A 26,478-nucleotide genomic window follows, 5' to 3' on the forward strand; every position below is an offset into this window, starting at 1 on the left:
AGAATTGGGTAAGATTACAGGGCGTCCGAACCGGTCTCGCCGGTACGGATGCGAATGGCTTGCTCAACGGGCGAGACAAAGATTTTGCCGTCGCCGATCTTGTCGGTCTTCGCAGCGCCGACGATGGCTTCGATCGCGGCATCGACCTGATCGTCGTCCAGAACGACCTCGACCTTCACCTTGGGCAGGAAGTCGACGACATATTCCGCGCCGCGATACAGCTCGGTATGGCCCTTCTGGCGGCCAAAGCCCTTAACCTCGATCACGCTGAGGCCCTGGACGCCCACGTCCTGCAGCGCCTCTTTCACTTCGTCCAGTTTGAACGGCTTGATGATCGCTTCGATCTTTTTCATTCCGGCTCACCTTGCATGGTTGTCAGGGACGCAATGATCACGTCTAAGATCGGGCGGCAATAAGGTTGCGGGTTTGCCTAGTCTGCAGTGCGGCGAAATTGAGCAATGGATTAAATTTTGATCTTATTGCGTAAAAAATGACCAGAATTGAATCGCTGGAGGGGTGTGATGGCGGAATTACTGACCGCGGCGCAGATGCGGCTGATCGAACAGGCGGCGATTTCGTCCGGCAAGGTTTCCGGTCTGGAGTTGATGGAGCGGGCCGGGCAGGGCGTTGTCGAGGCGGTTCTTGCTGAGTGGCCAGCGCTGCGCAAGCGAGGGGCCAGCCCCTCGCACTCCCCGGGATATTTGGGGCCAGATGAAGGGGATCCCTTGCGCGCGGTGGTGATGTGCGGGCCGGGGAATAACGGTGGGGATGGGTTTGTCGTCGCGCGCCTGTTGCGGGAGCGGGGATGGGATGTGGATGTGTTCCTTTATGGTGATCCCCAGAAACTGCCGCCGGATGCTCGGGTGAACTACGACCGGTGGTGTGCGGGCGGAGAGGTTGAGGCTTGGTCAGCGACGGCGGTAGCAGGTTTGCCCGGCTATGATCTTTATGTGGACGCGCTATTCGGGGCGGGTCTGACGCGCGCGCCCGAGGCTGAGGTGCTGGAGCCGCTGGTGCAGCTCTATGCGGCGGGGGAAACCTTTGGCCGGATGGTGTGTGTGGACGCTCCGACCGGGTTGTGCATGGATAGCGGACGGGCGTTGAGCGCCGAGTTCGGGGCGGTTTACGGGTTTTTGACGGTTACGTTTCATCGTGGGCGCGTGGGACAGTTTCTTGCGGACGGGCCGCATTATTGCGGGGCGTTGCGGGTCGTCGATATCGGGCTGGACGATGCAGGCGGCAGCGATGTGAGGCTGGTTGATCAGGTTCATGGCGATCTGCTTTTGAAGGGCGGTGGTGAGCATAAATACTCTCACGGCCATGCGTTGGTTCTGTCGGGCGGTCTTGGCAAGACCGGCGCGGCCCGATTGGCGGCGCGGGGGGCGCTGCGGATCGGGGCCGGGTTGGTGACGCTGGGCGTGCCGCCTTCGGCGCAGCTTGAGGTGGCGGGGCAGATCACCGCCTTGATGATGCGCCGCGTCGAGGATGCAGAAGGGTTGTCGGGCATTCTGCAGGATGAGCGCCTGAACGCCTTGTGTCTGGGTCCGGGGCTGGGAGTGCAGCGTGCGCGTGATGTGGCAAGTTCGGCGCTGGCGGCGCGGCGAGCAACGGTGCTGGATGCCGATGCGCTGACGGCCTTTACCGATGACCCTCAGGTGTTGTTCGACCAGTTGCACGACCAGTGCATCTTAACCCCGCACGAGGGCGAGTTTACCCGCCTGTTCCCGGATATTGCAGAGAGGTTGTCGGCAACTCGCACCGGCGGACTGGCCTGTTCAAAGGTTGACGCCACGCGCGCGGCTGCAGAGCGGGTGGGATGCGTGGTTCTGTTCAAGGGAGCCGATACGGTGATTGCCGCGCCGGATGGGCGATGCTCGATCAATGCGGCGGTGTATGAGCGTTCCGCGCCGTGGCTGGCAACAGCCGGGTCGGGCGATGTGCTTGCCGGGTTCATCACCGGGCTGCTGGCGCGTGGGTTTGAACCTATGCAGGCCGCTGAAACTGCCGCCTGGTTGCATGTCGAATGCGCACGGCAATTCGGACCGGGCCTGATCGCCGAAGACCTGCCTGAGCAGTTACCTTCAATATTCAGAGAACTTGATATTTAGTTATTATAAGCCCAGAATGACTGGCAGGAGGTCAAAGCTGCAATGTTCGCCGGTTGGCGGCGAAGTTGGACGTGACGGGTGTTTGCTTCAGGCAGAGCGCAGCGTCACTCTTCATCAGAGAGACCGGCCGGGGGTCTCTCACGCGTGGATGTAAATTATTGATAATAAATTATTCCCTGCAGTTCCCGGCGTTTTGTGTAGCGGATAGGCGATGCCGCCCGGATAAGGGCAGCGGGATATTGAAACCATTTCGTGTTTCGGGGGCGTTTGAGCAGGACCTGAAACAAAACCATTCATGGTGAATGATATGACAGTGAATATTAAGCTGACTTCGATAACTGCAGCGCTGGTCGCAACAACCGCGATCCCCGCAGCCGCCGAGTTGAAATACGAAAACAACACCGGCGGATATGTGCTGCTGTATGGGCAGCTACACCCGGCCATCGTATCGGTCGATGATGGGCAGGAGACCGAAACCCGACTGCTGGACAATGACCTGTCCAACAGCCGCGTTGGCCTTCGGCTGATGCAGCCCTATGGCAACAGTGAATTCATGTTCCGTTTTGAAACCGGTCTTGGACTGCCCAGCACCGGCACGGCCAATCAGGACGGGACAAACAACGACGGTTGGAGCCGCGAGGACATCCGGCATGTCGATTTCTCGCTAGAAGGGTCCTACGGCAAGTTTTCAGCCGGGCAGGGCAGCATGGTTGCCGATGGCGCGGCCGAGGTCGATCTGTCCTATGTTGGAACCGCCCTCTATTCCTTTACCAATGACGAGAATGGTGCCTTTTTCTATCGTGCCACCGACGGCGTGCTGAGCGATATTACCGTCGGGGATTCCAGCAGCAACTTTGACGGCCCGCGCCGGGGGCGCATTCGCTATGACACGCCCAGCTTCAGCGGGTTCACCGCCGGGATCGCCTATGGTCAGAACATCCTGTCCAGCAGCGATGATGACGACTATTTCGACATCGGCGTGAACTATCGCAACACCTTTGCCGGGGGCGTCGAATTCGCCGCAGCGCTGGCCTATGCGGTGCGTTCGCGTGATGGCGGCGGCGGAGACCGGAAGGATACGCTGGGCTCGGCCTCGGTTCTGCTGCAGAACGGGCTGAGCTTTACCATTGCCGCCGGGACGCGGGATGATGATGCCGAAGGTGCGTCTGACCCGAACTACTGGTACGGCAAGATTGCCTATCAGGCCGATTGGGTGTCCTGGGGCCAGACCGGTATTGGCATCGACTATTATGACGGCTCCGATTTCGTCACCGATGGTTCGGACACCAAGGCTTGGGGCATCGCCGTCGTGCAGCGGATCGATAGCATCAATACCGATGCCTATCTGAAATATCGCAACCACGACTTTGATGACGGCACCTCGTTCGACAACAACGAGGCGTGGGTTCTGGGCGCGCGCTGGCGCTTCTGATCGCAAACCGTCACGAGGATCAAACGCCCCGGTCTGTTCCGGGGCGTTTTTTCACCTGTGGCGCAGGCAAAACCGGGCTGATCCGGGCTTTGCCTCTTGCGCGCAGGCGGCTGGGCAAATAGAAGGCGTCAAATTTGCCCGGCGCGCCCGTTTTGCGCGCCCCGAATCCTATGGGGACTACCATAATGCAGGTTACCGAGACGCTGAACGAAGGTCTGAAACGCGGCTACAACATCGTTGTGACCGCAGCCGAGCTGGACGACAAGGTCAACGAAAAGCTGACCGAGGCGCAGCCCGAAGTTGAAATGAAGGGTTTCCGCAAAGGCAAGGTGCCGATGGCGCTGCTGAAAAAGCAGTTCGGCCAGCGCCTGCTGGGCGAAGCGATGCAGGAAACCATCGACGGTGCGATGAACAAGCACTTTGAAGACAGCGGCGACCGCCCTGCGCTGCAGCCCGAGGTCAAGATGACCAATGAGGACTGGAAAGAAGGCGACGACGTGCATGTCGAGATGTCCTATGAAGCGCTGCCCGCGATCCCCGAGGTCGACCTGAAATCGGTCGAACTGGAGAAGCTGGTTGTCAAAGCCGATGACGCCGCCGTCGAAGAGGCGCTGAACAATCTGGCCGAGACCGCGCAGAACTTCAAAGCGCGCCGCAAAGGATCCAAGGCCAAGGACGGCGACCAGATCGTATTCGACTTTGTCGGCAAGGTTGACGGCGAAGAGTTCGAAGGCGGTTCGGCAGAAGACTATCCGCTGGTTCTGGGCTCGAACAGCTTCATCCCCGGCTTTGAAGAGCAGCTGGTCGGCGTGAAGGCCGAGGAAGAGAAAGACGTCAACGTCACCTTCCCCGAGGAATACGGTGCCGAGCATCTGGCTGGTAAGGACGCGGTCTTCACCTGCACCATCAAAGAGGTGAAGGAACCCGTCGCGGCCGAGGTCGACGATGAGCTGGCCAAGAAATTCGGCGCCGAAGATCTGGCCGCGCTGAAAGAACAGATCGCCGAGCGTCTGGAAGCCGAATACGCCGGTGCCTCGCGCGCGGTTATGAAGCGCGCTCTGCTGGACGCGCTGGACGAGAAGGTTTCGTTCGACCTGCCGCCGTCGCTGGTCGAGGCCGAGGCCAAGCAGATCGCGCATCAGCTGTGGCACGAGGAAAACCCCGACGTTGAAGGCCACGACCACGATCCGATCGAGCCCACCGAAGAGCACACCAAGCTGGCCGAACGCCGCGTACGTCTGGGCCTGCTGCTGGCCGAGCTGGGTCAGAAGGCCGAGGTTGAGGTCACCGATGCCGAGATGACCCAGGCGATCATGAACCAGGCGCGTCAGTACCCGGGTCAGGAACGCCAGTTCTTCGAGTTCGTCCAGCAGAACGCCCAGATGCAGCAGCAACTGCGCGCGCCGCTGTTCGAGGACAAGGTCGTCGACTACGTATTCGAGCTGGCTCAGGTCGCGGACAAGGAAGTCAGCAAGGACGACCTGCAAAAAGCCGTTGAGGCGCTGGAAGAGGAGTAATCCTCTTTCCCCCAACACTGGGGGCACAAAAATACGGAGCCGTCTGGAAAGGACGGCTCCGCTTGGGTGGCTTTATGCTATGAGGTGAGGGGGTCAGGCCTCATGAGCTAAAGCACGGGGGGTTCGCAGCAAAGCGGTTTTCTGTTCGGGGGTGAACCGATCCGAAAGCGCTTCGATCAATTTCAGAACATCTTTGACTTCGGCCTCTGACCGGGCCGCGTGCATCTGTTCGACAAAGTACTTCTCAAGCTCGGACAGCGGCTGATGGTTGCGGTTTGCAACACTGGATTCTGCCGATTTCTTTTTGTTGAACAAAGCAAGTGCTTGTTCTTCTTCAAGGAAAACATCCTCGTGGATGCCGGCAAACTCACGCAGGCTGTCGATGCGTTCCTGGGTGCAGTCTACCAGAGCTGCGAGGGCAGAGACTTTGCCCATCGGCACGGTCTTCCCGACATAGTCATACGGGGCACAGTTCGAGCGCTTGAGCACCCGATCCATCACGGGGTCGATCACCGTCACGATGTCCTGAACACCTGCCTTGATCGCATATTCCAGCGAGCCAATCATCAGCTCGCAGGTGGCGTAAGACAGCGAGTTTTCGCCGACGCCGCGCTTCAACCGCTGGGTATCGACGCAGAAGCGGGTCGATTCCCACAGCGTCGCACTTCGGATCGGCGGCTCACCATCCAAAATGGCCGAGAATACGTCCGCCAGCATATGAGGGCCGGTGGTCTGCAAGGCACGTACCGCGGCGACGACATTCCCCCCGTCGTCGAGCCCGATTACGTATGTTGGATCCAAATGATCGAACTCGTCGATCTCTTTGCCGTCTTCGATTTTTACTTCCCAGCCAAGACGTTCGCCAAATACGCGTGCTCTTAACTCGAACATCTCGTCAAGAATTTCGCCGAACACGTGTCTGTTCAGCCCATCTACTACGATGATCATGTCATCCCCCTTCGAGTGGTCATTCGGTAAGTAGAAGGTTACCTCGACGGGGAAGAAATTCTATTGGGGGTTTCCCGTATTTTGTTCAGATTGTGTTGTTTTTGGCCTAACCCGTACCGATCAGGCCGACGGCGATGGCGCGTCCTACCGCCTGCGGCGTGGTCAGAGCGCAAAGCTTTTCGCGACTGGATCGCAGATGGACCTCAACGGTGCGGTGCGAAATCGACAGGATATCGCCGATGTCCTGCTGCGACTTCCCTGCTGCGACCCACTGAAGAATCTCGGCTTCACGGGTGGACAGGTTCGGATGATACAGCGTTCCGGTGAACTCATCGGATGTAATCACGTTGTCGTGAATATGTACCGCCATGGACTGAAGGTCACCAATGACATGAGCATAGAGCTTGGCCCACTCTTCCTTTGAACAATCGCGGGTTACGCTCAGAAAGCCGATATCGCCATAGGGTCCGCGAACCGGAATGGTAACCCCTTGACTGGGAAGGCCAAAATCATGCGCGTCCCGAAAGACGCGTTGGAAGTTGGGATTGCGTTCCAGTCGGCTCCAGTCAACCGGCGCAATGCTGCGTTTTGCCACGTGCAGGGTCGGGTCGATCATTACCAGATCGTGTTTCTGGTAATGCTCTTTCCAATCGTCGTTGTAGGTAACGTGGCCAGCAACTTTGCCCTCTGACGGGTTCATACCGGCATAGGCTGCATGGTCCATTTCAAACTTGTCGCATACCTGTTTCAAAAACTCGGTGTACCGAGTTTCGATGCCTGGCAGCGTACTTAGATCGATTATCTCCATTCTTCGCCTACAGACTGTGGTGTGTACTATGGTCCGGTGGTGCTTTCGAACCCGCAACTTAACCTAGAGTGAACCCAACTTTTATCTAGCGAAGATTACGACAGCACATTTTCAAGCGTATCACAAGATATAGGGGCATTCGTCTATGCTTTTAGGCTGAGCTTTAGACAATACAGCAAAATTGTCACTGTTTTTGTGCTCTGGTGCCAAGATGAAGCCCACAAATGTGGGATCATTCAGCCGGAACCAAACCGGTCTCAACCAGCATCCCGCGCTTTTTCGCCTCGGGGTAGTAGCCCTTGGCATAGAGGAAGATCGCGCGTTGCTGATCACCGTCCGACAGCAGCCATGCGCCACGCAGGTATTTGCCTGCAAATTCCAGATTGGTGTCAGCATCCAGCAGCCCCTGCGCATTGCCGGTATATCCCATCGAGCGGGCGGTGGCGGGCAGGATCTGCAGCAGTCCGTAGTAGGGCCGGCTCACGGCCCAGGGACGGTGGGTGCTTTCGCGGATGGCCAGCTTGTGCACCAGTTCGCGCGGCAATTCGTAGTGGTCTGCCCATTTATTGATCGAGGCGCGCAACTCGGGCGTTTCATTGGGATAGAGCGGCGGATCGAACGTATCCCCCCGGCTGGCTGTGTCGGGGCCACCACAGGCGGCGAGCGGCGCAATAATCAACCAAGTCAATACGGTACGGCGAAGGAGAGGGGTCATGAAAATGCTCCTGATTGCGAAGGCCGATGATATTGATCGCCTGCCCGATCACAAGGGCGGCGCGGCGTTCGGCTGAAATCTGCCGGTTTCATCGCGAAAGAAAAAGGGCCACGCAACCGCGCGGCCCCCTATACGTTCAAGGCGTCGCCGATCAGGCTTTGGCTTCGTCTTCCTCAGCCGGAGCGTCCTCGACAACCAGATCTTCGTCTTCCGACGCGGCCGAACCGATATCGTCGAACAGTTCGGCGATTTCGAATTCAGCAGCGGCTTCTTCTTCAGCAGCCAGTTCCTGAATCGATTTGCCCGATGCCTGCAGTTCGGCTTCTTCTTCCGAACGGGCGACGTTCATCTTGATCTCGACTTCGACTTCGGGGTGCAGTTTGACTGCCAGCGAGTGCAGACCCAGTTCCTTGATTGGTGCGATCAGGGCAATCTGTTTCTTGTCGACGGTGAAACCAGCCTCGGTTGCGGCGTCTGCGGCGTCACGCGGGGTGACCGAACCATACAGCGCGCCGGCATCCGATGCTGAGCGAATCACGATGAACTGCTGACCGTCCAGCTTTTCAGCCAGGGCTTCAGCTTCTTTCTTGGTTTCCAGGTTGCGGGCCTCAAGCTGCGCTTTCTGGGCTTCGAACGAGGCGATGTTCGACTCGGACGCGCTCAGCGCTTTGCCCTGAGGCAGCAGGAAGTTGCGGGCATAGCCGGGCTTGACGTCAACGACGTCGCCCATCTGACCCAGTTTCGCAACGCGTTCCAGCAGGATAACTTGCATGTCAGTCTCTCCTTACTTCACGGCGTAGGGCAGCAGGGCGAGGAAGCGGGCGCGCTTGATAGCACGGGCCAGTTCACGCTGCTTTTTCGCCGAAACGGCGGTGATGCGCGAAGGTACGATCTTGCCACGCTCAGAGATGTAGCGCTGCAGCAGACGGGTGTCTTTGTAGTCGATTTTCGGCGCGTTCTCACCCGAGAACGGGCAGACCTTGCGGCGGCGGAAAAATGGTTTTGCGGCCATGGTTTAAGTCCTTTCGTCAGGCGTTGATCAACGGCGCTCGCGGCGGCCTTCGCGCTCATCGCGCTTCTGCATCTGGACCGAGGGGCCCTCGGCATGCTCGTCGACCTTGATGGTCAGAACGCGCATGACGTCTTCATGCAGGCGCATCAGGCGCTCCATTTCCTGAACGGCGCCAGCGGGGGCGTCGGTCTTCAGGAAGGAATAGTGACCTTTGCGGTTTTTGTTGATTTTGTAAGCCATCGTCTTGACGCCCCAGTACTCGCTGTCGACGACGTTGCCGCCGTTGTCAGCTAGAACGGTGCCGAAATGTTCGACAAGGCTTTCTGCCTGCGCGTTGGACAGATCCTGACGCGCGATCATTACATGCTCATACAGTGGCATGTGCACTCCTGTTTATATCAAGGCGCATTTCAAAGGCGGGGCCATATGGTCCTTCGCGACCCTGCCACGAGAGGCTGCGCGATTCATAACTCTTGCGAAGGATGGCCCCGTATACACGTTTATGACGGCGGGGCAAGCCCTGCCACATATGCCCCTGTGAAGTCGCCCAATTTCCACTGGCGCGCCCAATTCCTGACGCTTTTCAAGCCGAGGTTGTTCTCAACCCCGGCGACACCCGGGCATTTGGAAAACCACAGACAGGGCAGGACAATGGCCGTCATGAACACAAATACCTTTGAAAAAGCAGCGCCCGCCGCGGTCTTTGAAAAATCCGTTCCGGTTCTGATTACTTTCGCCCCGAACTGGCGTGCCCGCATGGTGCTTTTGCGTGTCGTCGGAGCCTTTGTCATCCTGTCCGCCTTCTCGATGTGGCTGATGCCCGGTTCGGTCATGGGGGCCGAGGTCTGGCCGATCAAGCTGGTGGCGTCGCTGATGTTCCTGATCGTTGGTGTCAGCCTGCTGACCATCGATGTGATGGATGCCCGCCCCGATGCCTATTTCGACCCCATCCGCCGCGAGGTTCGCATTCTGCAAAAGAACGAAAACGGTCGCCCGCAAACGGTTCTGCGCCGCAGCTACGAGTCGCTGGGTGGCGCACGGTTTGCCGATGATCAGGTCGAACTGTTTGACGTCGACGGCAGCCTGCTGATGAAGCTGCCGCTGGAATCGGCGGATGTCGGCTCAGCGCTGAAAGGCCAACTTAGCCAAAACGTAACAATTTTCGCCTGAATTCTATTCTGTTCAAAAAGGAACAGAGTTTGTGAATCAAAAAAACTTGTGTGCCGCCCTTGGGCGGCACATTTTTGTTGGTGAGCAACCCACACGGTTTGCAACACCAACATTGCGGAGATTGTCATGAAATCCACCCTTCTTGCTGCTGCACTGGCCGTTTCGGCGACCACAGCCTTTGCGAGCGCCGAAAAATACGTTCTGGACCCCAGCCACAGCCAGGTCATCTTCAGCTATAACCACCTTGGTTTTTCGACCACCACCGGCATGTTCTCGGGTTTTGAGGGCGAAATTCTGTTCGATCAGGAAGATCCCGCCGCCTCAAGCGTGAATGTGTCGATGCCGGTGATCGAAATGATCACAGGCTGGAAGCCGCGCGAAGATCACTTCATGACCGAGGATTTCTTTGGCGCAGCCGAGGGCGATCTGGTCACCTTCACCTCGACCGGTATCGAGGTGACGGGCGAGAACACGGCCAACATCACTGGTGATCTGACCATGAACGGCGTCACCAAGTCGGTGGTTCTGGACGCCAAGCTGAACCAGGTGGGCGAGCACCCGATGGCGGGCAAGCCCTGGGCCGGTTTTGACGCCACCACCACGCTGGTGCGCAGCGATTTCGATCTGGGCCAGTTCGCACCGTTCGTCGGCGATGAGGTCGAAGTGCGTATCTCGGTCGAGGCGCAGAAAGCCGACTAAGGCATCGCCGACAGGTGAGTCAGACCGCCGGAGGCATCCCCTCCGGCGGTTTTTTATTCGCCGCGGGTCGCGGTGAGGTCGATGGCGACCGTGACGGCAAAACCCAGCGAATCCTCTTTGGGTTGGGATGTGCCGACGTTGAAATCCAGCCGGTTCAGGTCGACCGACCCCGCCGCGCGGGCGGTGTTGCCTTCGACCTCAAGCGTAAACGGCAGCACGATGTCCAGCGCTGTACCCTTGATGGTCAGCGGCCCACGCGCCTCGTACCCGGTTTCAGTCTTGAAGAGATCCGCTTTGAACTGCGCGGTTGGAAACTGGGTGTTGTCGAAGAAATCCGCCCCCATCGCCTGTTCCGCAACGGTGCCGAGGCTGAGCGAGCCGATAGCGATGGTCACATCCGCCGACCCCGCCAGCCCGGGCTCTGCGGGTTCGTCAAACGCAATCGCGGCGGTCCAGTCGGCAAAGCTGCCGGTGACGGGGCTGCCCAGCTGGGTGATGGTGATCGACAGCGATCCGTCCTGAACCTGCCAGTCTGATTGCACCTCGGTCAGTTCGGCGGTGTCGGTGGCCGCGTCCGAATGGTGCGAGAAGATGCCGATAGACCAGCCGCCGCCCAATACCGCCATCCAGACTGCCAGCGCCGCGAGTGCGGGGGCGGCCGAGTGATGCTGCGCGGGGGGCTCGGGGGCATGTGCGTCTCCGGGCAGCATCCGGCGCAGGGTGCTGTCTTTGTCGACGACATGGTGTTTCAGCGCGCCCATGATATGCAGCACCAGCGACCCGCCCAGTATCCAGACGAACAGCCAATGCAGGCTGGCGGTGAACTCGGCAACGGCTGCGGATTTCGGCACCAGAGGCAGGTTCTGACCAAAGGGCCACAGGATCGGGGCAAAGCCTTCGGCTGCGGCGTGGTGTATCCAACCCGTAAGCGGCACCAGAACCAGCGAGCCGTAAAGCAGCCAGTGCACGGTCTCGGCGGCAAAAGCCTCGGGCTTGTTGTCGGCGTTCAGCAGGCCGGGCTTGGTCTGCGTCAGCGCCCAGAGGATTCGGGCAAGGGCTACGAAGAACACGGTAACCCCGACGGTTTTGTGCAGCGAAAACAGGCGGGCGGCGCGGGCGATGTCATCCTCGGTCGTAGCGATGTTCGGATCATAGATCGCGTGGGCCAGATCGTTGGCGAACCAGCCCAGCGGCAGCGCGGTCAGGATAAGCAGGGCGGTCAGCCAGTGAAACGTCTTGGTGACGCCGCCATAGCTGGCAGGGGTGTTCGTCAGGGGCATGGGCGGGCTCTCTGTTTTTGCTGCGCTGGCGACAGGTTAAAGGGATGGCCTGCGGACACAAGGCAGAGAAATGCACAGCAAAGGTGTCCTAGCGCAGAACGCAGGCAATGCTTGTGCCGCGACGTCAGTCGGTTTACACCCCGCCGCAACCTGACATCACGCAAGAGGCACCAATGACACGCGCGTTTGTTTTCCCCGGGCAGGGCGCCCAGACCATCGGCATGGGCAAGGCCTTGGCCGAGGCATATCCCGCTGCCCGCGCCGTATTTGATGAGGTCGACGAAGCCCTGGGCGAAAAGCTGAGCGATCTGATCTGGGACGGTGATATTGCCGATCTGACCCTGACGCAGAATGCGCAGCCCGCGCTGATGGCGACCTCGATGGCGGCGATGCGCGCGCTCGAGGCCGAGGGGGCCTCGATCTCGATGGCGTCTTTTGTGGCGGGGCACTCGCTGGGTGAATATTCCGCACTGGCCGCGGCCGGGGCACTGTCCTTGGCCGATACCGCGCGCCTGCTGCGCACCCGTGGGCAGGCGATGCAAAGCGCCGTGCCGGTAGGCCAGGGCGCGATGGCTGCGATTCTGGGGCTGGACCTCGAAGCGGTGCGCGCCGTTGCCGAAGAAGCCGCGCAGGGCGAGGTCTGTCAGGCCGCCAATGATAACGACCCGACGCAGGTCGTGGTGTCGGGAGCGAAGGCCGCCGTCGAGCGTGCGGCTGAGATCGCGAAAGAAAAAGGCGCCAAACGCGCGGTTATGTTGCCGGTAAGTGCTCCATTTCACTGTGCGCTGATGCAACCTGCTGCAGATGTAATGGCAGAGGCTTTGTCTGCTGTTGAAATCAAGGCTCCTGCCGTGCCGCTGGTCGCGAATGTGCGCGCCGAGGCGGTGACCGACCCGGATGTGATCCGTCAGTTGCTGGTCGAGCAGGTCACGGGCTCGGTGCGGTGGCGCGAAAGCGTTCAGTACATGGTCGCACAAGGCGTGACCGAGGCGTGGGAGATTGGTGCGGGCAAGGCTTTGTCCGGCATGATCCGCAAGATTGATCGCGCCCTTGCATGCCAGGCGGTCGGCTCGCCGGACGACGTGAAAAAAGTGACCGGTGACGGCGCATAACGGATAAACCGCCCAGCTCTGGGGCGAGGGAAGGACTGGAAATGTTTGATTTGACGGGAAAGAATGCCCTGATCACCGGGGCCTCTGGTGGTATCGGTGGCGACATTGCGCGGGCGCTGCATGGTGCTGGGGCTACGGTCGGTTTGTCGGGCACACGGGTCGAGCCGCTGCAGGCGCTGGCGGCGGAACTGGGCGAACGTGCGCATGTTCTGCCGTGCAATCTCGGCGATATGGAGGCCGTTGCAGAGCTGCCAAAACAGGCGACCGAGGCGATGGGATCGGTTGATATTCTGGTCAACAACGCCGGCATCACGCGCGACAACCTGTTCATGCGCATGTCGGACGAGGAATGGCAGAGCGTGATCGACGTGAACCTGACCGCCACCGCCATGCTGTGCAGGGGTGTGCTGCGGGGCATGATGAAGGCGCGCTGGGGGCGGATCATCAATATCTCTTCCATCGTGGGCGCGACGGGCAATCCGGGGCAGGTGAACTATGCGGCCTCAAAGGCGGGTATGGTCGGGATGACCAAATCGATAGCCTGTGAGGTGGCAAGCCGCGGGATTACGGCAAATGCCGTCGCACCGGGCTTTATCACCACGGCCATGACCGACAAGCTGACCGACGATCAGAAGTCGGGCCTCCTGACGCAGGTGCCGGCAGGGCGCATGGGCGATCCGTTGGAAATTGCCGCAGCCGTTCTGTATCTTGCAAGCCCCGAGGCCGGTTATGTTACCGGAGCCACCTTGCATGTGAACGGCGGCATGGCCATGTTGTGAGCGCGAGTCAGGGCAGATGCGAAAGCGTTTGCCTTGCGCGTTGTCTGTGTTATAGGCGGCGCATGAATCCAAGGCCGGTCGTTTAGGTCGGCCTTCTACTTTCCCGGGTCCCGGGACGCAAACCGCCCGAACGGGCACATCAAGGCCAACCCCATCGGGCAAGGGCAGAACCGGGCGGATCGCCCTGAAATTGAAATGAGGAATAGACATGAGCGACGTCGCAGATCGCGTTAAGAAGATCGTTGTTGAGCATCTGGGTGTGGAAGAGGACAAGGTTGCTGAAAACGCCTCGTTCATCGACGATCTGGGCGCAGACAGCCTGGACACCGTTGAGCTGGTAATGGCGTTCGAAGAAGAGTTCGGCATCGAAATCCCTGATGACGCAGCCGAGACCATCCAGACCTTTGGCGACGCCGTCAAATTCATCAGCGAAGCTTCCTAAGCTTATCGTTCTGAGACAAAAGCGGCGCTTCCGGGCAACGGAGGCGCCGTTTTTTTGTGCCTTGCCGCAATTCGCACTTGCCCCAAGGGGGTTACGCTCCGCACTCTGAGCCCCGAGGCAAAAATTCTGAGCGGGCAAGGGCATGATAAGATCCACCCCGATGATCAACACGGCGCGTCTGACCCTGTGTGCGATGCGACCCGAAGATTTCAACCGGTTCGCCGAGATCTGGCGCGACCCGGATGTTGTGCGCCATATCGGCGGCACCCCAAAAACACGCGGCGAGGCATGGGATTCGTTTCTGCGCAATGCTGGGCACTGGCAGATGACCGGATTCGGGCAATGGGGCGTGATGCTGCAGTCGAATCGCTCTTTGATCGGGCAGGCCGGGTTCTTTTACGGCAACCGGTCGCTGGGCGAGGATTTCGACGGCTTCCCCGAGGCCGGGTGGGTTCTGGCCCCGGAAATGCAGGGGCAAGGTTATGGGCACGAGGCCGCGCAGGCCGCACATGACTGGTTCGACAGAGTTATTCCCGGTCCGCTGGTTGCGCTGATCGATGTCGATCACGCTGCCTCGCGCCGATTGGCCGAAAAGCTTGGATACAAGCTGTTGCGCGAGGCGGAATACCACGACACAGCGGTTCATCTGTTTCGCCGGGATGGCCCTCCGGCACGGGCGTGAAACGCATCCAGCGCTGCAATGCCGCAAACAGCATTTACTGTGCCGATCCTGTGAAAGGATGGGGTATGGGGCGGCGATATGCTATCGTGGAATTGCCAAAGGATTGAGCGGAGGAGTTGGCTCATGAGGATTTACCCCACGATGGAGTTGCAGAACGGCCGGTGCGTGACGCTGGACAAAGGCCGTCTGGACGAGGCGATGATCTGGCATGTGAACCCGGTGGAAACCGCGCGCAGCTGGTCCGCGGCGGGTGCCGAGTGGATGCATCTGACAGATTTTGACGCCATCGAAGGGCGCGATACCAACTCCGAACTGGTTGAAGAGATCATTCGGTCAGCCGAAATGCCGGTACAACTGGCCGGCGGTATGCGCACCCGCGAACATGTCGAATACTGGATCAACAAGGGCGCGGGCCGAATCGTGATCGGGACGCTGGCGGCCTGGGATCCTCAGCTGGTCAAGGAACTGGCCAAACTGTATCCCGACCAGATCGTGCTGGCCGTGGATGTATGGCAGGGGCAGGTGATGACCGAAGGCTGGCGCAGCCAGAGTGCCTTTACGCCGGACGCGTTCATCGAAGCGTTTGCAGATACGCCGTTCGCCGCCATTCTGGTCACCGATATCGACAGCGACATGGAGGATGTCGAGGCGCAGCTGGGTCTGATCTCGGGTCTGGCCGAGAAATCACGCACGCCGATCATAGCCAGCGGTGTCGTGCGGACAACCGACGATATCTCGCGTCTGGCTTATGTCTCGAACATCTCGGGTGCAATCGTTGGCCGTGCGCTGTTCCGCAAGACCGTGGACCTGAGCGAGGCGCTGGAGGTTGCAAAATCCGCTCACGAGCCGATTGCCGAATTTCAGTAAGCCTGCGAAAGCAAAGAAGATCCGCCCCTGCCGCTTTGCAGCAGGGGCTTTTTTTGAGCTCAGTGAGTGGATGCGAACAAACCCACAGGGCCGACAGTGCCTCATGAGCGATATGATGCCCGGTCAGAATCCGCCGTAGCTCTTGCCCCCGGACCCCGGGCCGGGGTATGAGCGGTTCTCATAACAGGAAGCAGGCAAGAGGCATTTTCATGCGCAGAGTCGTTGTAACCGGTCTGGGATTGGTCACTCCTTTGGCCAGCGGGGTCGAGGAAACATGGTCGCGTCTGTTGGACGGTGAGTCCGGCGCAGGCCCCATCACGCTGTTTGATGCCGAAGCAAGCGGCGTCACCACGACCTATGCCTGCGAAGTCCCGCGCGGCGATGGCACCAACGGGACCTTCAACCCCGATGACTGGATGCCGCCGAAAGAGCAGCGCAAGATCGAGGATTTCATTCTTTATTCTATCGCGGCGGCCGAGATGGCCTGCAAGGACGCGAACTGGCTGCCTGAGGACGAAGAAGACCGTCTGCGCACGGGCGTACTGATCGGTTCGGGAATCGGTGGTCTGGGTTCGATTGCCGAGACTGCGAACCTGATCCGCGACAAGGGCCCGCGCCGCGTATCGCCGTTCTTTATTCCCGGCGCGCTGATCAACCTGGCCTCGGGCCAGGTCTCGATCCGGTTTGGCTTCAAGGGGCCGAACCATTCGGTCGTGACGGCCTGTTCGACCGGCGCCCATGCGATTGGCGATGCCAGCCGGATCATCCGTTCGGGCGATGCGGATGTCATGATCGCGGGCGGCGGCGAGGGCTGCATCTGCGAGATCGGCATTGCCGGTTTCAACTCGTGCAAGGCGCTGTCTACGAAATATGCTGACGACCCGAAAAAGGCCAGTCGCCCTTATGACATTGACCGTGACGGCTTTGTCATGGGCGAGGGCTCGGGCATCGTGGTGCTTGAGGATTACGAACACGCCAAGGCGCGCGGTGCGAAGATTTACGCCGAGGTGCTGGGCTATGGCATGTCGGGCGATGCTTACCACATTACTGCGCCGTCCGAGGATGGCGACGGGGCCGAGCGGTCGATGAAAGCCGCGCTGCGCAGCGCAGGGCTTGAGCCGAAGGATCTGGATTATATCAACGCGCATGGCACCTCGACCATGGCGGACACGATTGAACTGGGCGCGGTTGAGCGTCTGCTGGGCGATCATGCCAGCAACGCGACCATGACCTCGACCAAGTCGGCCACCGGTCACCTGCTGGGGGCTGCTGGCGCGATTGAGGCGATTTTCTCGATCCTTGCGATCCGCGATCAGGTGGCACCGCCGACGATCAACCTGGACAATCCGGCGGTTGAAACACCGATTGATCTGGCCCCGAATGCCAAGCGCGAGCGTGAGATCAACGTGGCCCTGTCGAATTCATTCGGGTTCGGCGGCACTAACGCTAGTGTGATCTTCGGAAAGGTCAACTAAATGTGGCGGGCCCTGGCGTCGAATGCGCTGACCATTCTGGTGGTCGGCCTTTTCCTGTTGGGCGGTGTCGTCCTGTGGGGGCAGTCGCAATACAAGTCTGACGGCCCGCTAGAAACTGCGATCTGTCTGCAGGTGAAACCGGGCTCGAACATGACCCGGGTCAGCCGCGATCTCGAGGATCAGGGCGCGATCAGCAGCGGTCTGATTTTCCGCTTAGCCTCTGATTACACTGATAAATCTCAGCAGTTGAAAGCGGGCAGCTTTCTGGTGCGCGAGGGCTCGTCGATGGAGCAGATCATCGACGAGATTACCCACAGCGGCGCCAGCACCTGCGGAACCGAGATCGAATACCGCATCGGTGTGACCCGGATGCAGACCCGCGTGCGCGAGCTGGACCCGGCGACGCTGGATTTCATCGAAGTTGCGTCTTTCGATGTCAGCGAAGAAGCGCCTGAAATATATGGAGAAAAACGCGGTGCGGCGGATACCCGTTATCGTATTTCTCTGGCCGAGGGTGTGACCAGCTGGCAGGTTGTTGAGGCGCTGAAGGCGATGGACCTGCTGACCGGAGAGGTTGCTGAACTGCCCGCCGAAGGGATGTTGGCACCGGACAGTTATGAGGTCACGCCCGGTGAGGATCGGAACGAAATTCTAACGGATATGCAGCAAAAACAGCAGCTTAGGATCAATGCTGCATGGGAGGGGCGTCGGGAAGGGCTGCCTCTGAACAGCCCCGAAGAGATGCTGATCCTGGCTTCGATCATCGAAAAAGAGACAGGCGTACCCGGAGAGCGCGGTCAGGTGGCCAGCGTTTTCGTTAACCGCTTGAATCAAGGCATGAAATTGCAGACGGACCCGACCGTGATCTACGGTGTCACCAAGGGTCAAGGCACGCTGGGTCGCGGCTTGCGGCGGAGTGAGCTTCGCCGTGTAACGCCTTGGAACACTTATGTGATCGACGGTCTGCCGCCGACCCCGATTGCGAATCCGGGGCTGGCCAGCCTTGAGGCTGCTGTGGCACCGGACGATACGAATTTCGTGTTCTTCGTCGCCGATGGCACCGGAGGTCATGCTTTCGCCGAGACGCTGCAAGAGCATAATCGCAACGTCGCCAAGTGGCGCGAGATCGAGGCCGAGCGGAATTCAGGCAACTGAACCGCGCGGCCCGTTTCTTTCGTTTTGTACATGCGCCGGACGGTGATTTGTTCGGTTCGTACAACCTGTATCTGCTGTCCTGACGACGCTTGAACAGCAGCTCTGCGCCTGCTCAATGCGCGGCATCTCAGAAATCTGCGGACGGGTTGTCGGATCGTCTTGACCTTCCATCTGCTGGAAACCCTATCGGGGGTTGGCAAGATGAATGAGGTTCGCATGAAGATAGTTGTGATCACGGTTGCTGTCGCTGCCGCTTTGGGTGTCGGATATTGGATGATGACGGGGACGGACCTTGACGGGCCGGGCGACCTGGCTGCGGGGGAGGCGCTTGTTGAGATTACGGTGCCTGGGGACCTGTCTGAACAGGCCGTGTTGGGAAAGAAGGCTTACGATGCCGTGTGCGCCGTGTGTCATGGTGCAGATGCGGTGGGCCAGAACGGGATCGCGCCGCCGCTGATTCACAAGATCTATGAGCCGGGCCATCACGGCGATGAGAGCTTTCAGCGTGCGGTCGCTCATGGCGTACAGGCGCACCATTGGCCGTTTGGCGACATGCCCCCGGTCGAAGGTCTGACCCGAGGCGATGTGACGATGATTGTCCGCTATATTCGGGAGGTTCAGCAAGCCAATGGTATTAACTAGCAGGACAGAAGGGTCTGGTATGATGGGTAAAATCACAGCGGCGCTGGCATTTCTGTTGACCGCCAACATGGCCCTGGCCCATTCGCCGCTGGAGCGGACGGTGCCTGCTGATGGTACGGGCCTTGCGGACGTTCCAGCCGAGGTCGCGCTGGTTTTTGCGCGGGATATTCGTTTGACCCGTGTGGAGTGGACGTTGGATGACGATCAGTCCGGGTCAATTGACCTGAGCGCGACAAGCGGCTTTGCGACCGAGTTCACGCTGCCCTTCGACGGGGCGGGTTCGGGGGAGTACCGGATCGAATGGCGCGGACTGGGGGATGATGGGCACCCTCAGACGGGCAGTTTTGGTTTTGTGGTCGAGTGACGGGTGGATGATCCGATCAGCATAGCCTCGGTTCTGGCCAAATGGGGGCTGTATGCCGGGGTGCTGGGCGGCGCCGGGCTGGTATTCTGCGCGGCGCTGTTCCGGTTTGAGGTTCCGCGTCGGTGGGCCGCTGGGCTGACGGGATTGGGGATGCTGGGCGCGGTGATGTCGTTTGCGCTGAAGGGCAGCGTGCTGACGGGGGATGTGTCCGGCATGACCGACCCTGAGATGCTGGGTCTTTTGTGGCAAACGCAAAGCGGTGCTGCGCTGCGATGGCAGGTCGGCGGGCTGGTGCTGCTGATGCTTGGGCTGTTGCAAGCGCGTCTTGCCCGGGGGCTGCAGATCGTGGGCGGGGTCTGCGCCATCACCGGTCTGGCGGTTATCGGTCATGTATATGACCGGGGCAGTTCCACGCTGTTCTATGGCCTTCTTCTGCATCTGATCTGCGCGGCGCTATGGTTTGGCATTCTGGTGCCTTTGCATCAGCGGGCGGCTGGTCCTGACGTGGCGCAGGCGGCGGATCTGGGTGAGCGGTTTGGAAGGGTTGCCATGGTGTTTGTACCGCTGCTGCTGCTGGTTGGCGGCTATATGGCTTATGCTCTGACCGGATCGCTGACGGCGCTGTTGACGACGGGCTATGGGCAGATGTTGTTGCTCAAGGTGGCTTTGGTCGCTGTTCTGCTGGCGCTGGCGGCGCTGAACAAGCTGATCTTTGTGCCCGGATTGCGCGCGGGGAACCGCACGGCGGCGCGGGATCTGGCGCGGGTGATCAGGGCCGAGGGAGCCATGATCGCTTTGATTTTGCTGGCGACGGCGATGCTGACCACCGCTCTGACGCTGCCGAATGTGCATTGATCAGAGGGGGCGCCCCCCTCTGATCCAATCCGTCAGGCCGCTTTGGGGCGACGGGGACGGCGGCGTTTCTGGCCCGCGGGTTTGGCTGCGCCGCCGTTCTGGGGCTTGGGGCCACGGCGGCGGTTTTGCGGACGGCGGGCGGTTTTCTTGGGCGTGATCGCCTCGGGCTGGGTACCGCTGGCCACGGGGATTTCGATCTTCATCAGCTTCTGAATCTGAATCAGCAGATCGACTTCTTCCGCCGAGCAGAAGGCGATGGCCTCGCCCTCGCGCCCGGCGCGGGCGGTGCGGCCGATGCGGTGGACATAGTTATCGGGCACCTCGGGCAGGTCATAGTTGATCACATAAGCCACGCCGGGAATGTCGATGCCACGCGCGGCGACATCGGTTGCGACGAGGATGGTGACCTCACCCGCGCGGAAGGCCTTGATCGCGCGATCGCGCTGGCCCTGGCTTTTGTTGCCGTGGATCGAGGCCGCGTTGAAGCCATCTGCGACAAGGCCCTTCATCAGCTTTTCCGCCCCGTGTTTGGTGCGCGAAAAGACCAGTGTCAGGGCGTCGGGATCAGCCGAGAGGATCTCGCGCAGTTTGGCGGGTTTCGCGGGCTTTTCGACAAAGTGGATCGATTGGGTGATCTTGTCGGCGGCCTTGCCGGGAGGCGAGACCTGAACCCGCTGCGGGTTGGTCAGATAGGCGCGGCTGAGTTCTTCCATCTGCTTGGGCATGGTGGCCGAGAACAGCATGGTCTGGCGCGGCGTGCCCAGTTCCGGCGCGATGCGGCGCAGGGCGTGGATGAAGCCCATGTCGAGCATCTGGTCAGCCTCATCCAGCACCAGATGGCGGACCGCGCTGAGGTCGACGGCCTTGCGATCCATAAGGTCGATCAGACGGCCCGGCGTGGCGACCAGAATGTCGGTGCCGCGCGACAGGAACATGATCTGCTTGTTGATCGACTGGCCACCGACCACGGTCGCGACGCGCAGTTTGGTGCCCTTGGTCAGGTTGCGCAGGCTGTCGGCGATCTGGTTGACCAGTTCTCGGGTCGGCGCAAGGATCAGCGCCTTGGCGGTTTTGGGATCGGGCTTGCCGGGCTGTGCCAGCAGGTGGTCGATCAGCGGCAGCCCAAAGGCCAGCGTCTTGCCGGTGCCCGTCTGGGCGAGGCCCATGATGTCATGCCCGTTCAGCGCCAGCGGGATCGCCTGGTTCTGGATCGGGGTGGGTTGGGTGAAATTGGCGCGTTTCAGCGCGTCGTTGAGTGCGGGCGCGAGGCCCAGCATGTCGAAGTCGAACAAATAACTATCCTTTGTGGCCCCCTTGCGTCGGCGCAGGGGGCAAAACGACCGCATCCGCGACCGGCAGGGGTTGTGCGAGACCTCGGGACGGGCAGGCGGCTCCTGCTGCATCCGGTCGTCGCGTCAAGAACCCTGCGTGATGGGGAACTGTGGGTGAATCGGGCGCTGTGGGGCCATATCGACGGCCCGAATGCTCACGCGGCAGCGCTGCTTGACAGGGCACATGCGGGTTGGGCGGGGATTTGTCAAGCTGTCGGGTGGTGTTTTCTGAGTGCTGTCTTCAGGACGCTGCAGCGCCTAGTGCCTCAGTCCGACCGCCTGATGGACCGCAAGCCCGGTGTTCACTGCGCAATAAGTGGGGAAGGGCATCCGCCCCGAGGTCTCGATATCGCGCCTGATCCAGTTGTGATCCTCGAGCTGATGCAGGGACGAGGACAGGGCGCGGTCAGTGATGGTGGTCAGATCCGATTTGATGGCTGAAAAGCGGTGCGGGGTGCCGGTCAGGGCCAGGATAGGTACGGTCCAGGATTTGCGGAGAAGCTTGTTGGCGTCTGCGGGCGCGACTTTGACGACCGCGTGGGCGATCCGTGCGGCTTGGGTCCCGGTGGCGGTGAGGCGGAATTCGGGGCGCAGGGGGTGGCCATGTCCGGGGTTTCTTTCGATCAGGCCGAGTTGGACGAGATGGTCGAGGCTTGCCGCGAAGGCCGTTCGGCTGGCGCTGGTCCGGGCGAGCAAGGGCGCCTGACGGCCGGGAACGCCCGCGTGCATCAGGGCCAGGATGTTCAGTGACCATGCGCGTGCAGTCAGCTTGACAAGCAAGTTAATGTCCATAAAGTATAGTAACTATATTTTAATATGAAGGGAAGATCGATGCCGCTCGTTTCATTGAAAAACACGATCACATTCGCGATTTCGGTTCGGGACCGTCACGCCAGCGCGGATTGGTATCGCGACATGCTCGGGTTCGAGCTTGTCCACCACATCGACGAAGCGGGGTGGAGCGAGATGCGCACCAATGTCGACGGCGTGACCTTGGGTTTGGGAGAGCAGGCAGAACCGACGCCGGGCAACTGCGTTCCGGTTTACGAGGTTGGAGATATCGCCACGGCGCGGGGCGCGTTGGAGGCCGCAGGGGTGGCGTTTGATGGCCCGACGGCGACGGTCGAAGGTATGGTCAGCACCGCCACCTTCTATGACCCCGACAAGAACGCGATGATGCTGGCGCAGGATTTGACCGGCGGTTGATATTAACATACCGTACTGTGCCTGTTGCGCACCTGTTGCGTAACACATTGACTTTGCGGACTTAATCACGTATCCCTTATGTCATGCTAGAAGAAGTGGGCAACGGCCCCGGGGCGACCCGGTGGCCGTTTTTCGTTTCTCTCGTGCGGAAAAACTCACGCATGAGGTCAATAGCCAAACATGACTTTGATTACCCCGGAAGAGCGGATTTCTCAGACGGCTGATTTGTTGCAGTCGCTTGAACGGTCCATTCGCGATCTGCGCCAGGCAGCGGAAGAACTGCGAAAACAGATCGGTGCCGGGGAGGATGCAGACCTTGCCGGAACAGGCAAGCAACTGGGTCAGCTAGAGGGGCTGATCCGCAGTTGCCAGAAAGTGGAGACAAGCTTTGTCGAACAACATCACAGACAAGCCGGAATTGCCCAAGGGGGTTATGCGCTCGACCTTGATCGGGCACGATCTGAGATCGGGTGCAGGCTGGCTCGCCTCCGCGCCTGCTGCGGTGCAGGACAGGTTTCTGAGTGAGATCGGGGAGGGAGGGCTGTGCGCCCTCCCTTTTCTGTTCGAGTTCTGGGCGCTGCCGCATCAGTTGCCGCCCGAAGGCGACTGGCGTTCATGGGTGATCATGGGGGGCCGTGGGGCTGGCAAGACGCGCGCCGGGGCCGAGTGGGTGCGGTCGATGGTCGAGGGGTCTTTGCCGTTGGATCGCGGCGAGGCGAGTCGCGTGGCTTTGGTCGGTGAGACCTTTGATCAGGTGCGCGATGTGATGATCTTTGGCGATAGCGGGATATTGCAGTGCTCGCCGCCGGATCGCAGGCCCATGTGGAAGGCATCAGAACGTAAGCTGGTCTGGCCGAACGGGGCCGAGGCGCAGGCGTTTTCGGCGCATGACCCCGAGGGGTTGCGCGGGCCGCAGTTTGATGCGGCCTGGGTGGATGAGTTGGCCAAGTGGAAAAAGGCGGGCGAGACCTGGGATATGTTGCAATTTGCGTTGCGCTTGGGCGAGCGGCCCCGGGTCTGTGTGACCACGACGCCGCGGAATGTGAAGGTTTTGAAGGACTTGCTGGCGTCTCCGTCGACCGTGCAGACCCACGCGCCGACCGAGGCGAACCGGGCCAATCTGGCGGACTCGTTTCTGGAAGAGGTGCGTGCGCGCTATGCCGGAACACGGCTGGGGCGGCAGGAGTTGGACGGCGTGCTGCTCTCGGATGCTGAGGGCGCGCTGTGGACGGGCTCGATGCTGGAGGCGGCGCGGTGCGCGCGGGTGCCCGCGTTGGATCGCATCGTTGTGGCGCTGGACCCGGCGGTGACGGCGGGGGCGGATGCGGATGCTTGCGGGATCGTGGTCGTGGGCGCTCAGCTACAGGGCGCGCCCGAGGACTGGCGGGCCTATGTGCTGGCCGACCGCACGGTGCAGGGCGTTGGCCCGGTGGGCTGGGCGCAGGCGGCGATTGACGCGATGGATGAATTCGGGGCCGAGCGGCTGGTGGCCGAGGTCAATCAGGGCGGGCAACTGGTGGAGGAGGTGGTGCGGCAGGTGGACCCCTTGGTGCCTTATCGCGCGGTGCGGGCGTCGCGCGGAAAGGTCGCGCGGGCCGAGCCTGTAGCGGCATTGTACGAGCAGGGGCGGGTGCACCATGTGGCCGGGCTGGACGCGCTGGAGGAACAGATGTGCCAGATGACCGCGCGCGGGTTCGAGGGGCAGGGCTCGCCCGACCGGGTCGACGCGCTGGTCTGGGCGCTGCATGAGTTGGTTGTGGGGCCGGCAGGGGTGTTTAGAAGGCCGAGGGTGAGGGCTTTGTGAGGGGTTTTTAGGCGCAAGAAGGCTCGCCAAAGAGACTTTAGCGCTATGATATAACCAGCGCTTATCACGCAAAACAAACTTGGGAGATGGGTTCCAATACCTGAGTAGTTCGTTAGAATTATAGACGTAACGTTTGAGCCTATGAAAAAGGGGCATCTGTGTTATCGGGTAAGTTCTGGAATAGTGTAATCTTATTGATCGCAGTGCTACTTCCACTGGTTGTCTCTATCTCGAAAGAAGAGAGTGGCGGAAGCTTGGGGCAGGTCATTTTCTACTATGTTACGCTTGGTGGGTTAGTTCTGTTTATACTGTTTCGAAAAGGGAAATAGCAGACCTACCCGAGTTTCAAACCACAGGAAGAAATAGTTGAATTTCATCGCAAAAGTGCTGAGATTACCATCTGGAGATGAGCTTCCTCTTCTTAAAAAAGGTTTGCTTGTTCGATTGATCTTTGTCGCAATTCTGCTGATTGCGCTTATCTCTGAACACCGATCAGTCCTCTACTACATTCTTGCCCTACCTTGGATATATATCATTCTCATGTTCGGCGTGATCGAAGGCAGATTTGCGAACCAAAACAATTCGCGCGATTGACCCGTTGCCCAACCCCCGTACGCCCCATTCCCGAGGCTTAAACTTCTTTCCGTCATAACTCCTTTCAACAAGCCGGGCAGAGCGGCGGCAGAAAGGAGCACAGATGGTATTCGATTTCTTGCGTCGTGGATCGGCTGGCGAGGCGCCCGAGGCGAAGGCGAGCGCGGCGGGGCCTGTGGTGGCGTGGCAGACGGGTGGGCGCGTGGCGTGGAGCCCCAGAGACGCAGTGTCGCTGACACGGACGGGGTTTTCGGGGAACCCGGTGGGGTTCCGCTCGGTCAAGCTGATTGCTGAGGCGGCGGCGGCCTTGCCTCTGGTGTTGCAGGATCAAGCGCAGCGATTTGATACCCATCCGATCCTGTCGCTGATGCGCCGACCGAATGCGGCGCAGGGGCGGGCGGAGTTGATGGAGGCCTTATTCGGGCAGTTGTTGCTGTCGGGCAATGCGTATGTCGAGGCGGTTCAGGCTGATGAGGGGCTGCCAGTTGAGTTGCATGTCTTGCGCTCGGACCGGATGAGCGTGGTGCCGGGGGCGGATGGCTGGCCCAAGGCGTATGATTACGCAGTGGGCGGCAAGAAGCACCGGTTTGCGGCAGAAAATATCTGTCATATCAAGTCGTTCCACCCGCAGGATGATCACTATGGGTTCTCGCCGATGCAGGCGGCGGCGATGGCGATTGATGTGCATAACAGCGCGTCGCGGTGGTCGAAATCTCTGTTGGACAATGCGGCGCGGCCTTCGGGGGCGCTGGTGTGGAAGGGTGATGGCCATGGGGTGATGGCCGAGGATCAATTCCGGCGTCTGTCGGATGAGATCGAGCAGAACTATCGCGGGGCGCGGAATGCGGGTCGCCCGATGGTTCTGGAAGGGGGTTTGGATTGGAAGCCGATGGGGTTCTCTCCGTCCGATATGGAGTTTCAAAAGACCAAGGAAGCCGCCGCCCGCGAGATCGCGCTGGCCTTTGGGGTCCCGCCGATGTTGCTGGGGATCCAGGGCGACGCGACCTATTCGAACTATCAGGAGGCCAACCGGGCGTTTTATCGCCTGACCGTGCTGCCTCTGGTGACGCGGGTGGCGGCGGCGGTGTCGGAATGGTTGGCGGGGTTCTCGGGTGAGGATCTGGTGCTGAAACCCGACATGGATCAGGTGCCTGCGCTGTCGGCGGAGCGCGATGCGCAATGGGCGCGGGTCAACGGGGCCGATTTCCTGAGCGATGCCGAGAAGCGCGCGTTGCTGGGGCTGCCGGAGCGTGGCGATGGGTGACTATCCCTCGTTCGAGTGTGCGCCGGGGCTGAGGCTGGCTGCGCATGAGCGGGTGGCCGAGATCCAGCACGCGCATCTGTGCCGCAGGTTGGATCAGATCGAAGAGATGATGGAGCGGCTGGAGAAGCGGTTGTGGCTGACGGTTTACGGCGTGGTCGCGGTGATTTTGGCGCAAGCGTTTCAGTCGTTACTGGTGGTAGCGCCGTAATGTCAGTGG

At 60.3% G+C, this 26,478-nt stretch carries 30 protein-coding genes; 20 read left to right on the plus strand and 10 right to left on the minus strand.

Annotated features, from left to right (window positions below):
- Nucleotides 1-14 precede the first annotated feature (14 nt).
- Nucleotides 15-353 (minus strand): P-II family nitrogen regulator, encoded by a 339-nt coding sequence (locus tag ACR1XV_RS02630; RefSeq protein WP_074734010.1) that lies wholly within the window; start codon nt 351-353, stop codon nt 15-17.
- Between the two features lie 168 nt (nt 354-521).
- Between ACR1XV_RS02630 and ACR1XV_RS02635 the strand changes: the two genes are divergently transcribed.
- The 3 genes from ACR1XV_RS02635 to tig all read left to right on the plus strand — a co-directional run bounded on the left by ACR1XV_RS02635 (nt 522) and on the right by tig (nt 5,057).
- Nucleotides 522-2,108 (plus strand): NAD(P)H-hydrate dehydratase, encoded by a 1,587-nt coding sequence (locus tag ACR1XV_RS02635; RefSeq protein ID WP_480528735.1) that lies wholly within the window; start codon nt 522-524, stop codon nt 2,106-2,108.
- Between the two features lie 307 nt (nt 2,109-2,415).
- Nucleotides 2,416-3,540 (plus strand): porin, encoded by a 1,125-nt coding sequence (locus tag ACR1XV_RS02640; RefSeq protein WP_480528736.1) that lies wholly within the window; start codon nt 2,416-2,418, stop codon nt 3,538-3,540.
- Nucleotides 3,541-3,725: 185 nt separating this feature from the next.
- Nucleotides 3,726-5,057 (plus strand): trigger factor, encoded by a 1,332-nt coding sequence (tig, locus tag ACR1XV_RS02645; RefSeq protein ID WP_480528737.1) that lies wholly within the window; start codon nt 3,726-3,728, stop codon nt 5,055-5,057.
- 93 nt (nt 5,058-5,150) lie between these two features.
- Here tig and ACR1XV_RS02650 read toward each other — a convergent pair whose 3' ends face one another.
- The 6 genes from ACR1XV_RS02650 to rpsF form a co-directional block, all read right to left on the minus strand.
- Nucleotides 5,151-6,005 (minus strand): acyl-homoserine-lactone synthase, encoded by an 855-nt coding sequence (locus tag ACR1XV_RS02650; RefSeq protein ID WP_480528738.1) that lies wholly within the window; start codon nt 6,003-6,005, stop codon nt 5,151-5,153.
- 106 nt (nt 6,006-6,111) lie between these two features.
- On the minus strand, nt 6,112-6,813 hold the full coding sequence (locus ACR1XV_RS02655; protein ID WP_480528739.1) for an autoinducer binding domain-containing protein: 702 nt from the start codon (nt 6,811-6,813) through the stop codon (nt 6,112-6,114).
- A gap of 232 nt (nt 6,814-7,045) precedes the next feature.
- Nucleotides 7,046-7,528, minus strand: a complete 483-nt coding sequence (locus ACR1XV_RS02660) for a transglycosylase SLT domain-containing protein (protein WP_480528740.1) — start codon at nt 7,526-7,528, stop codon at nt 7,046-7,048.
- Nucleotides 7,529-7,679: 151 nt separating this feature from the next.
- Entirely contained in the window at nt 7,680-8,300 is a 621-nt protein-coding gene (gene rplI / locus ACR1XV_RS02665; protein WP_480528741.1) for a 50S ribosomal protein L9, read from the minus strand.
- A gap of 12 nt (nt 8,301-8,312) precedes the next feature.
- Nucleotides 8,313-8,540: a 30S ribosomal protein S18 gene (rpsR, locus tag ACR1XV_RS02670; protein WP_005608650.1), complete on the minus strand. Its 228-nt coding sequence runs from the start codon at nt 8,538-8,540 to the stop codon at nt 8,313-8,315.
- A gap of 27 nt (nt 8,541-8,567) precedes the next feature.
- On the minus strand, nt 8,568-8,921 hold the full coding sequence (rpsF, locus tag ACR1XV_RS02675) for a 30S ribosomal protein S6 (protein ID WP_039529890.1): 354 nt from the start codon (nt 8,919-8,921) through the stop codon (nt 8,568-8,570).
- 279 nt (nt 8,922-9,200) lie between these two features.
- Here rpsF and ACR1XV_RS02680 point away from each other — a divergent pair, with 279 nt between their 5' ends.
- Together ACR1XV_RS02680 and ACR1XV_RS02685 are read left to right on the plus strand one after the other, a co-directional pair.
- The gene (locus ACR1XV_RS02680; protein WP_480528742.1) at nt 9,201-9,710 is read left to right on the plus strand and encodes a hypothetical protein; all 510 of its coding nucleotides are present in this window, start codon (nt 9,201-9,203) and stop codon (nt 9,708-9,710) included.
- A 126-nt stretch (nt 9,711-9,836) separates the two neighbouring features.
- Nucleotides 9,837-10,409: a YceI family protein gene (locus tag ACR1XV_RS02685; RefSeq protein ID WP_480528743.1), complete on the plus strand. Its 573-nt coding sequence runs from the start codon at nt 9,837-9,839 to the stop codon at nt 10,407-10,409.
- A 53-nt stretch (nt 10,410-10,462) separates the two neighbouring features.
- On the opposite strand, the gene ACR1XV_RS02690 is transcribed toward ACR1XV_RS02685, so the two are convergent.
- On the minus strand, nt 10,463-11,689 hold the full coding sequence (locus tag ACR1XV_RS02690; protein ID WP_480528744.1) for a cytochrome b/b6 domain-containing protein: 1,227 nt from the start codon (nt 11,687-11,689) through the stop codon (nt 10,463-10,465).
- Between the two features lie 173 nt (nt 11,690-11,862).
- Between ACR1XV_RS02690 and fabD the strand changes: the two genes are divergently transcribed.
- From fabD to ACR1XV_RS02740, 10 genes are all read left to right on the plus strand, one after another.
- Entirely contained in the window at nt 11,863-12,801 is a 939-nt protein-coding gene (gene fabD, locus ACR1XV_RS02695; protein WP_480528745.1) for an ACP S-malonyltransferase, read from the plus strand.
- A 41-nt stretch (nt 12,802-12,842) separates the two neighbouring features.
- Nucleotides 12,843-13,580, plus strand: a complete 738-nt coding sequence (gene fabG / locus ACR1XV_RS02700; protein WP_480528747.1) for a 3-oxoacyl-[acyl-carrier-protein] reductase — start codon at nt 12,843-12,845, stop codon at nt 13,578-13,580.
- Between the two features lie 208 nt (nt 13,581-13,788).
- The gene (locus ACR1XV_RS02705; protein ID WP_008756330.1) at nt 13,789-14,022 is read left to right on the plus strand and encodes an acyl carrier protein; all 234 of its coding nucleotides are present in this window, start codon (nt 13,789-13,791) and stop codon (nt 14,020-14,022) included.
- A 142-nt stretch (nt 14,023-14,164) separates the two neighbouring features.
- Nucleotides 14,165-14,704, plus strand: coding sequence for a GNAT family N-acetyltransferase (locus tag ACR1XV_RS02710; RefSeq protein ID WP_480528748.1), 540 nt, complete (start codon nt 14,165-14,167; stop codon nt 14,702-14,704).
- A 123-nt stretch (nt 14,705-14,827) separates the two neighbouring features.
- Nucleotides 14,828-15,571 (plus strand): 1-(5-phosphoribosyl)-5-[(5-phosphoribosylamino)methylideneamino]imidazole-4-carboxamide isomerase, encoded by a 744-nt coding sequence (locus ACR1XV_RS02715; protein WP_480528749.1) that lies wholly within the window; start codon nt 14,828-14,830, stop codon nt 15,569-15,571.
- Between the two features lie 209 nt (nt 15,572-15,780).
- Nucleotides 15,781-17,046, plus strand: coding sequence for a beta-ketoacyl-ACP synthase II (gene fabF / locus ACR1XV_RS02720; protein ID WP_480528750.1), 1,266 nt, complete (start codon nt 15,781-15,783; stop codon nt 17,044-17,046).
- Nucleotides 17,047-18,201: an endolytic transglycosylase MltG gene (gene mltG, locus ACR1XV_RS02725; protein ID WP_480528751.1), complete on the plus strand. Its 1,155-nt coding sequence runs from the start codon at nt 17,047-17,049 to the stop codon at nt 18,199-18,201.
- A gap of 216 nt (nt 18,202-18,417) precedes the next feature.
- The gene (locus ACR1XV_RS02730) at nt 18,418-18,843 is read left to right on the plus strand and encodes a c-type cytochrome (protein ID WP_480528753.1); all 426 of its coding nucleotides are present in this window, start codon (nt 18,418-18,420) and stop codon (nt 18,841-18,843) included.
- A gap of 19 nt (nt 18,844-18,862) precedes the next feature.
- A complete protein-coding gene (locus ACR1XV_RS02735) occupies nt 18,863-19,207 on the plus strand; it encodes a copper resistance CopC family protein (RefSeq protein ID WP_480528754.1) in 345 nt (114 codons plus the stop codon).
- Between the two features lie 3 nt (nt 19,208-19,210).
- Nucleotides 19,211-20,062, plus strand: coding sequence for a CopD family protein (locus tag ACR1XV_RS02740; protein WP_480528755.1), 852 nt, complete (start codon nt 19,211-19,213; stop codon nt 20,060-20,062).
- Between the two features lie 32 nt (nt 20,063-20,094).
- On the opposite strand, the gene ACR1XV_RS02745 is transcribed toward ACR1XV_RS02740, so the two are convergent.
- Together ACR1XV_RS02745 and ACR1XV_RS02750 are read right to left on the minus strand one after the other, a co-directional pair.
- Nucleotides 20,095-21,354: a DEAD/DEAH box helicase gene (locus ACR1XV_RS02745; protein WP_480528756.1), complete on the minus strand. Its 1,260-nt coding sequence runs from the start codon at nt 21,352-21,354 to the stop codon at nt 20,095-20,097.
- 297 nt (nt 21,355-21,651) lie between these two features.
- Nucleotides 21,652-22,173 carry a winged helix-turn-helix transcriptional regulator gene (locus tag ACR1XV_RS02750; protein ID WP_480528757.1) on the minus strand — a complete coding sequence of 174 codons (522 nt, stop codon included), beginning with the start codon at nt 22,171-22,173 and terminating at the stop codon, nt 21,652-21,654.
- Between the two features lie 51 nt (nt 22,174-22,224).
- Here ACR1XV_RS02750 and ACR1XV_RS02755 point away from each other — a divergent pair, with 51 nt between their 5' ends.
- The 5 genes from ACR1XV_RS02755 (at nt 22,225) to ACR1XV_RS02775 (ending at nt 26,469) form a co-directional block, all read left to right on the plus strand.
- Complete coding sequence (locus ACR1XV_RS02755) at nt 22,225-22,599, plus strand: VOC family protein (protein WP_480528758.1); 375 nt, start codon at nt 22,225-22,227, stop codon at nt 22,597-22,599.
- A 433-nt stretch (nt 22,600-23,032) separates the two neighbouring features.
- Nucleotides 23,033-24,403, plus strand: coding sequence for a DNA-packaging protein (locus ACR1XV_RS02760; protein ID WP_480529286.1), 1,371 nt, complete (start codon nt 23,033-23,035; stop codon nt 24,401-24,403).
- A gap of 366 nt (nt 24,404-24,769) precedes the next feature.
- Nucleotides 24,770-24,997, plus strand: coding sequence for a hypothetical protein (locus ACR1XV_RS02765; RefSeq protein ID WP_480528759.1), 228 nt, complete (start codon nt 24,770-24,772; stop codon nt 24,995-24,997).
- Between the two features lie 103 nt (nt 24,998-25,100).
- Entirely contained in the window at nt 25,101-26,261 is a 1,161-nt protein-coding gene (locus tag ACR1XV_RS02770; protein ID WP_480528760.1) for a phage portal protein, read from the plus strand.
- Complete coding sequence (locus ACR1XV_RS02775) at nt 26,254-26,469, plus strand: GTA head formation protein, RCAP_rcc01685 family (protein ID WP_480528761.1); 216 nt, start codon at nt 26,254-26,256, stop codon at nt 26,467-26,469. Before ACR1XV_RS02770 ends, ACR1XV_RS02775 begins: the two co-directional genes overlap by 8 nt.
- Nucleotides 26,470-26,478: the final 9 nt, after the last annotated feature.

The organism is Ruegeria sp. AD2(2025) (assembly GCF_056542385.1).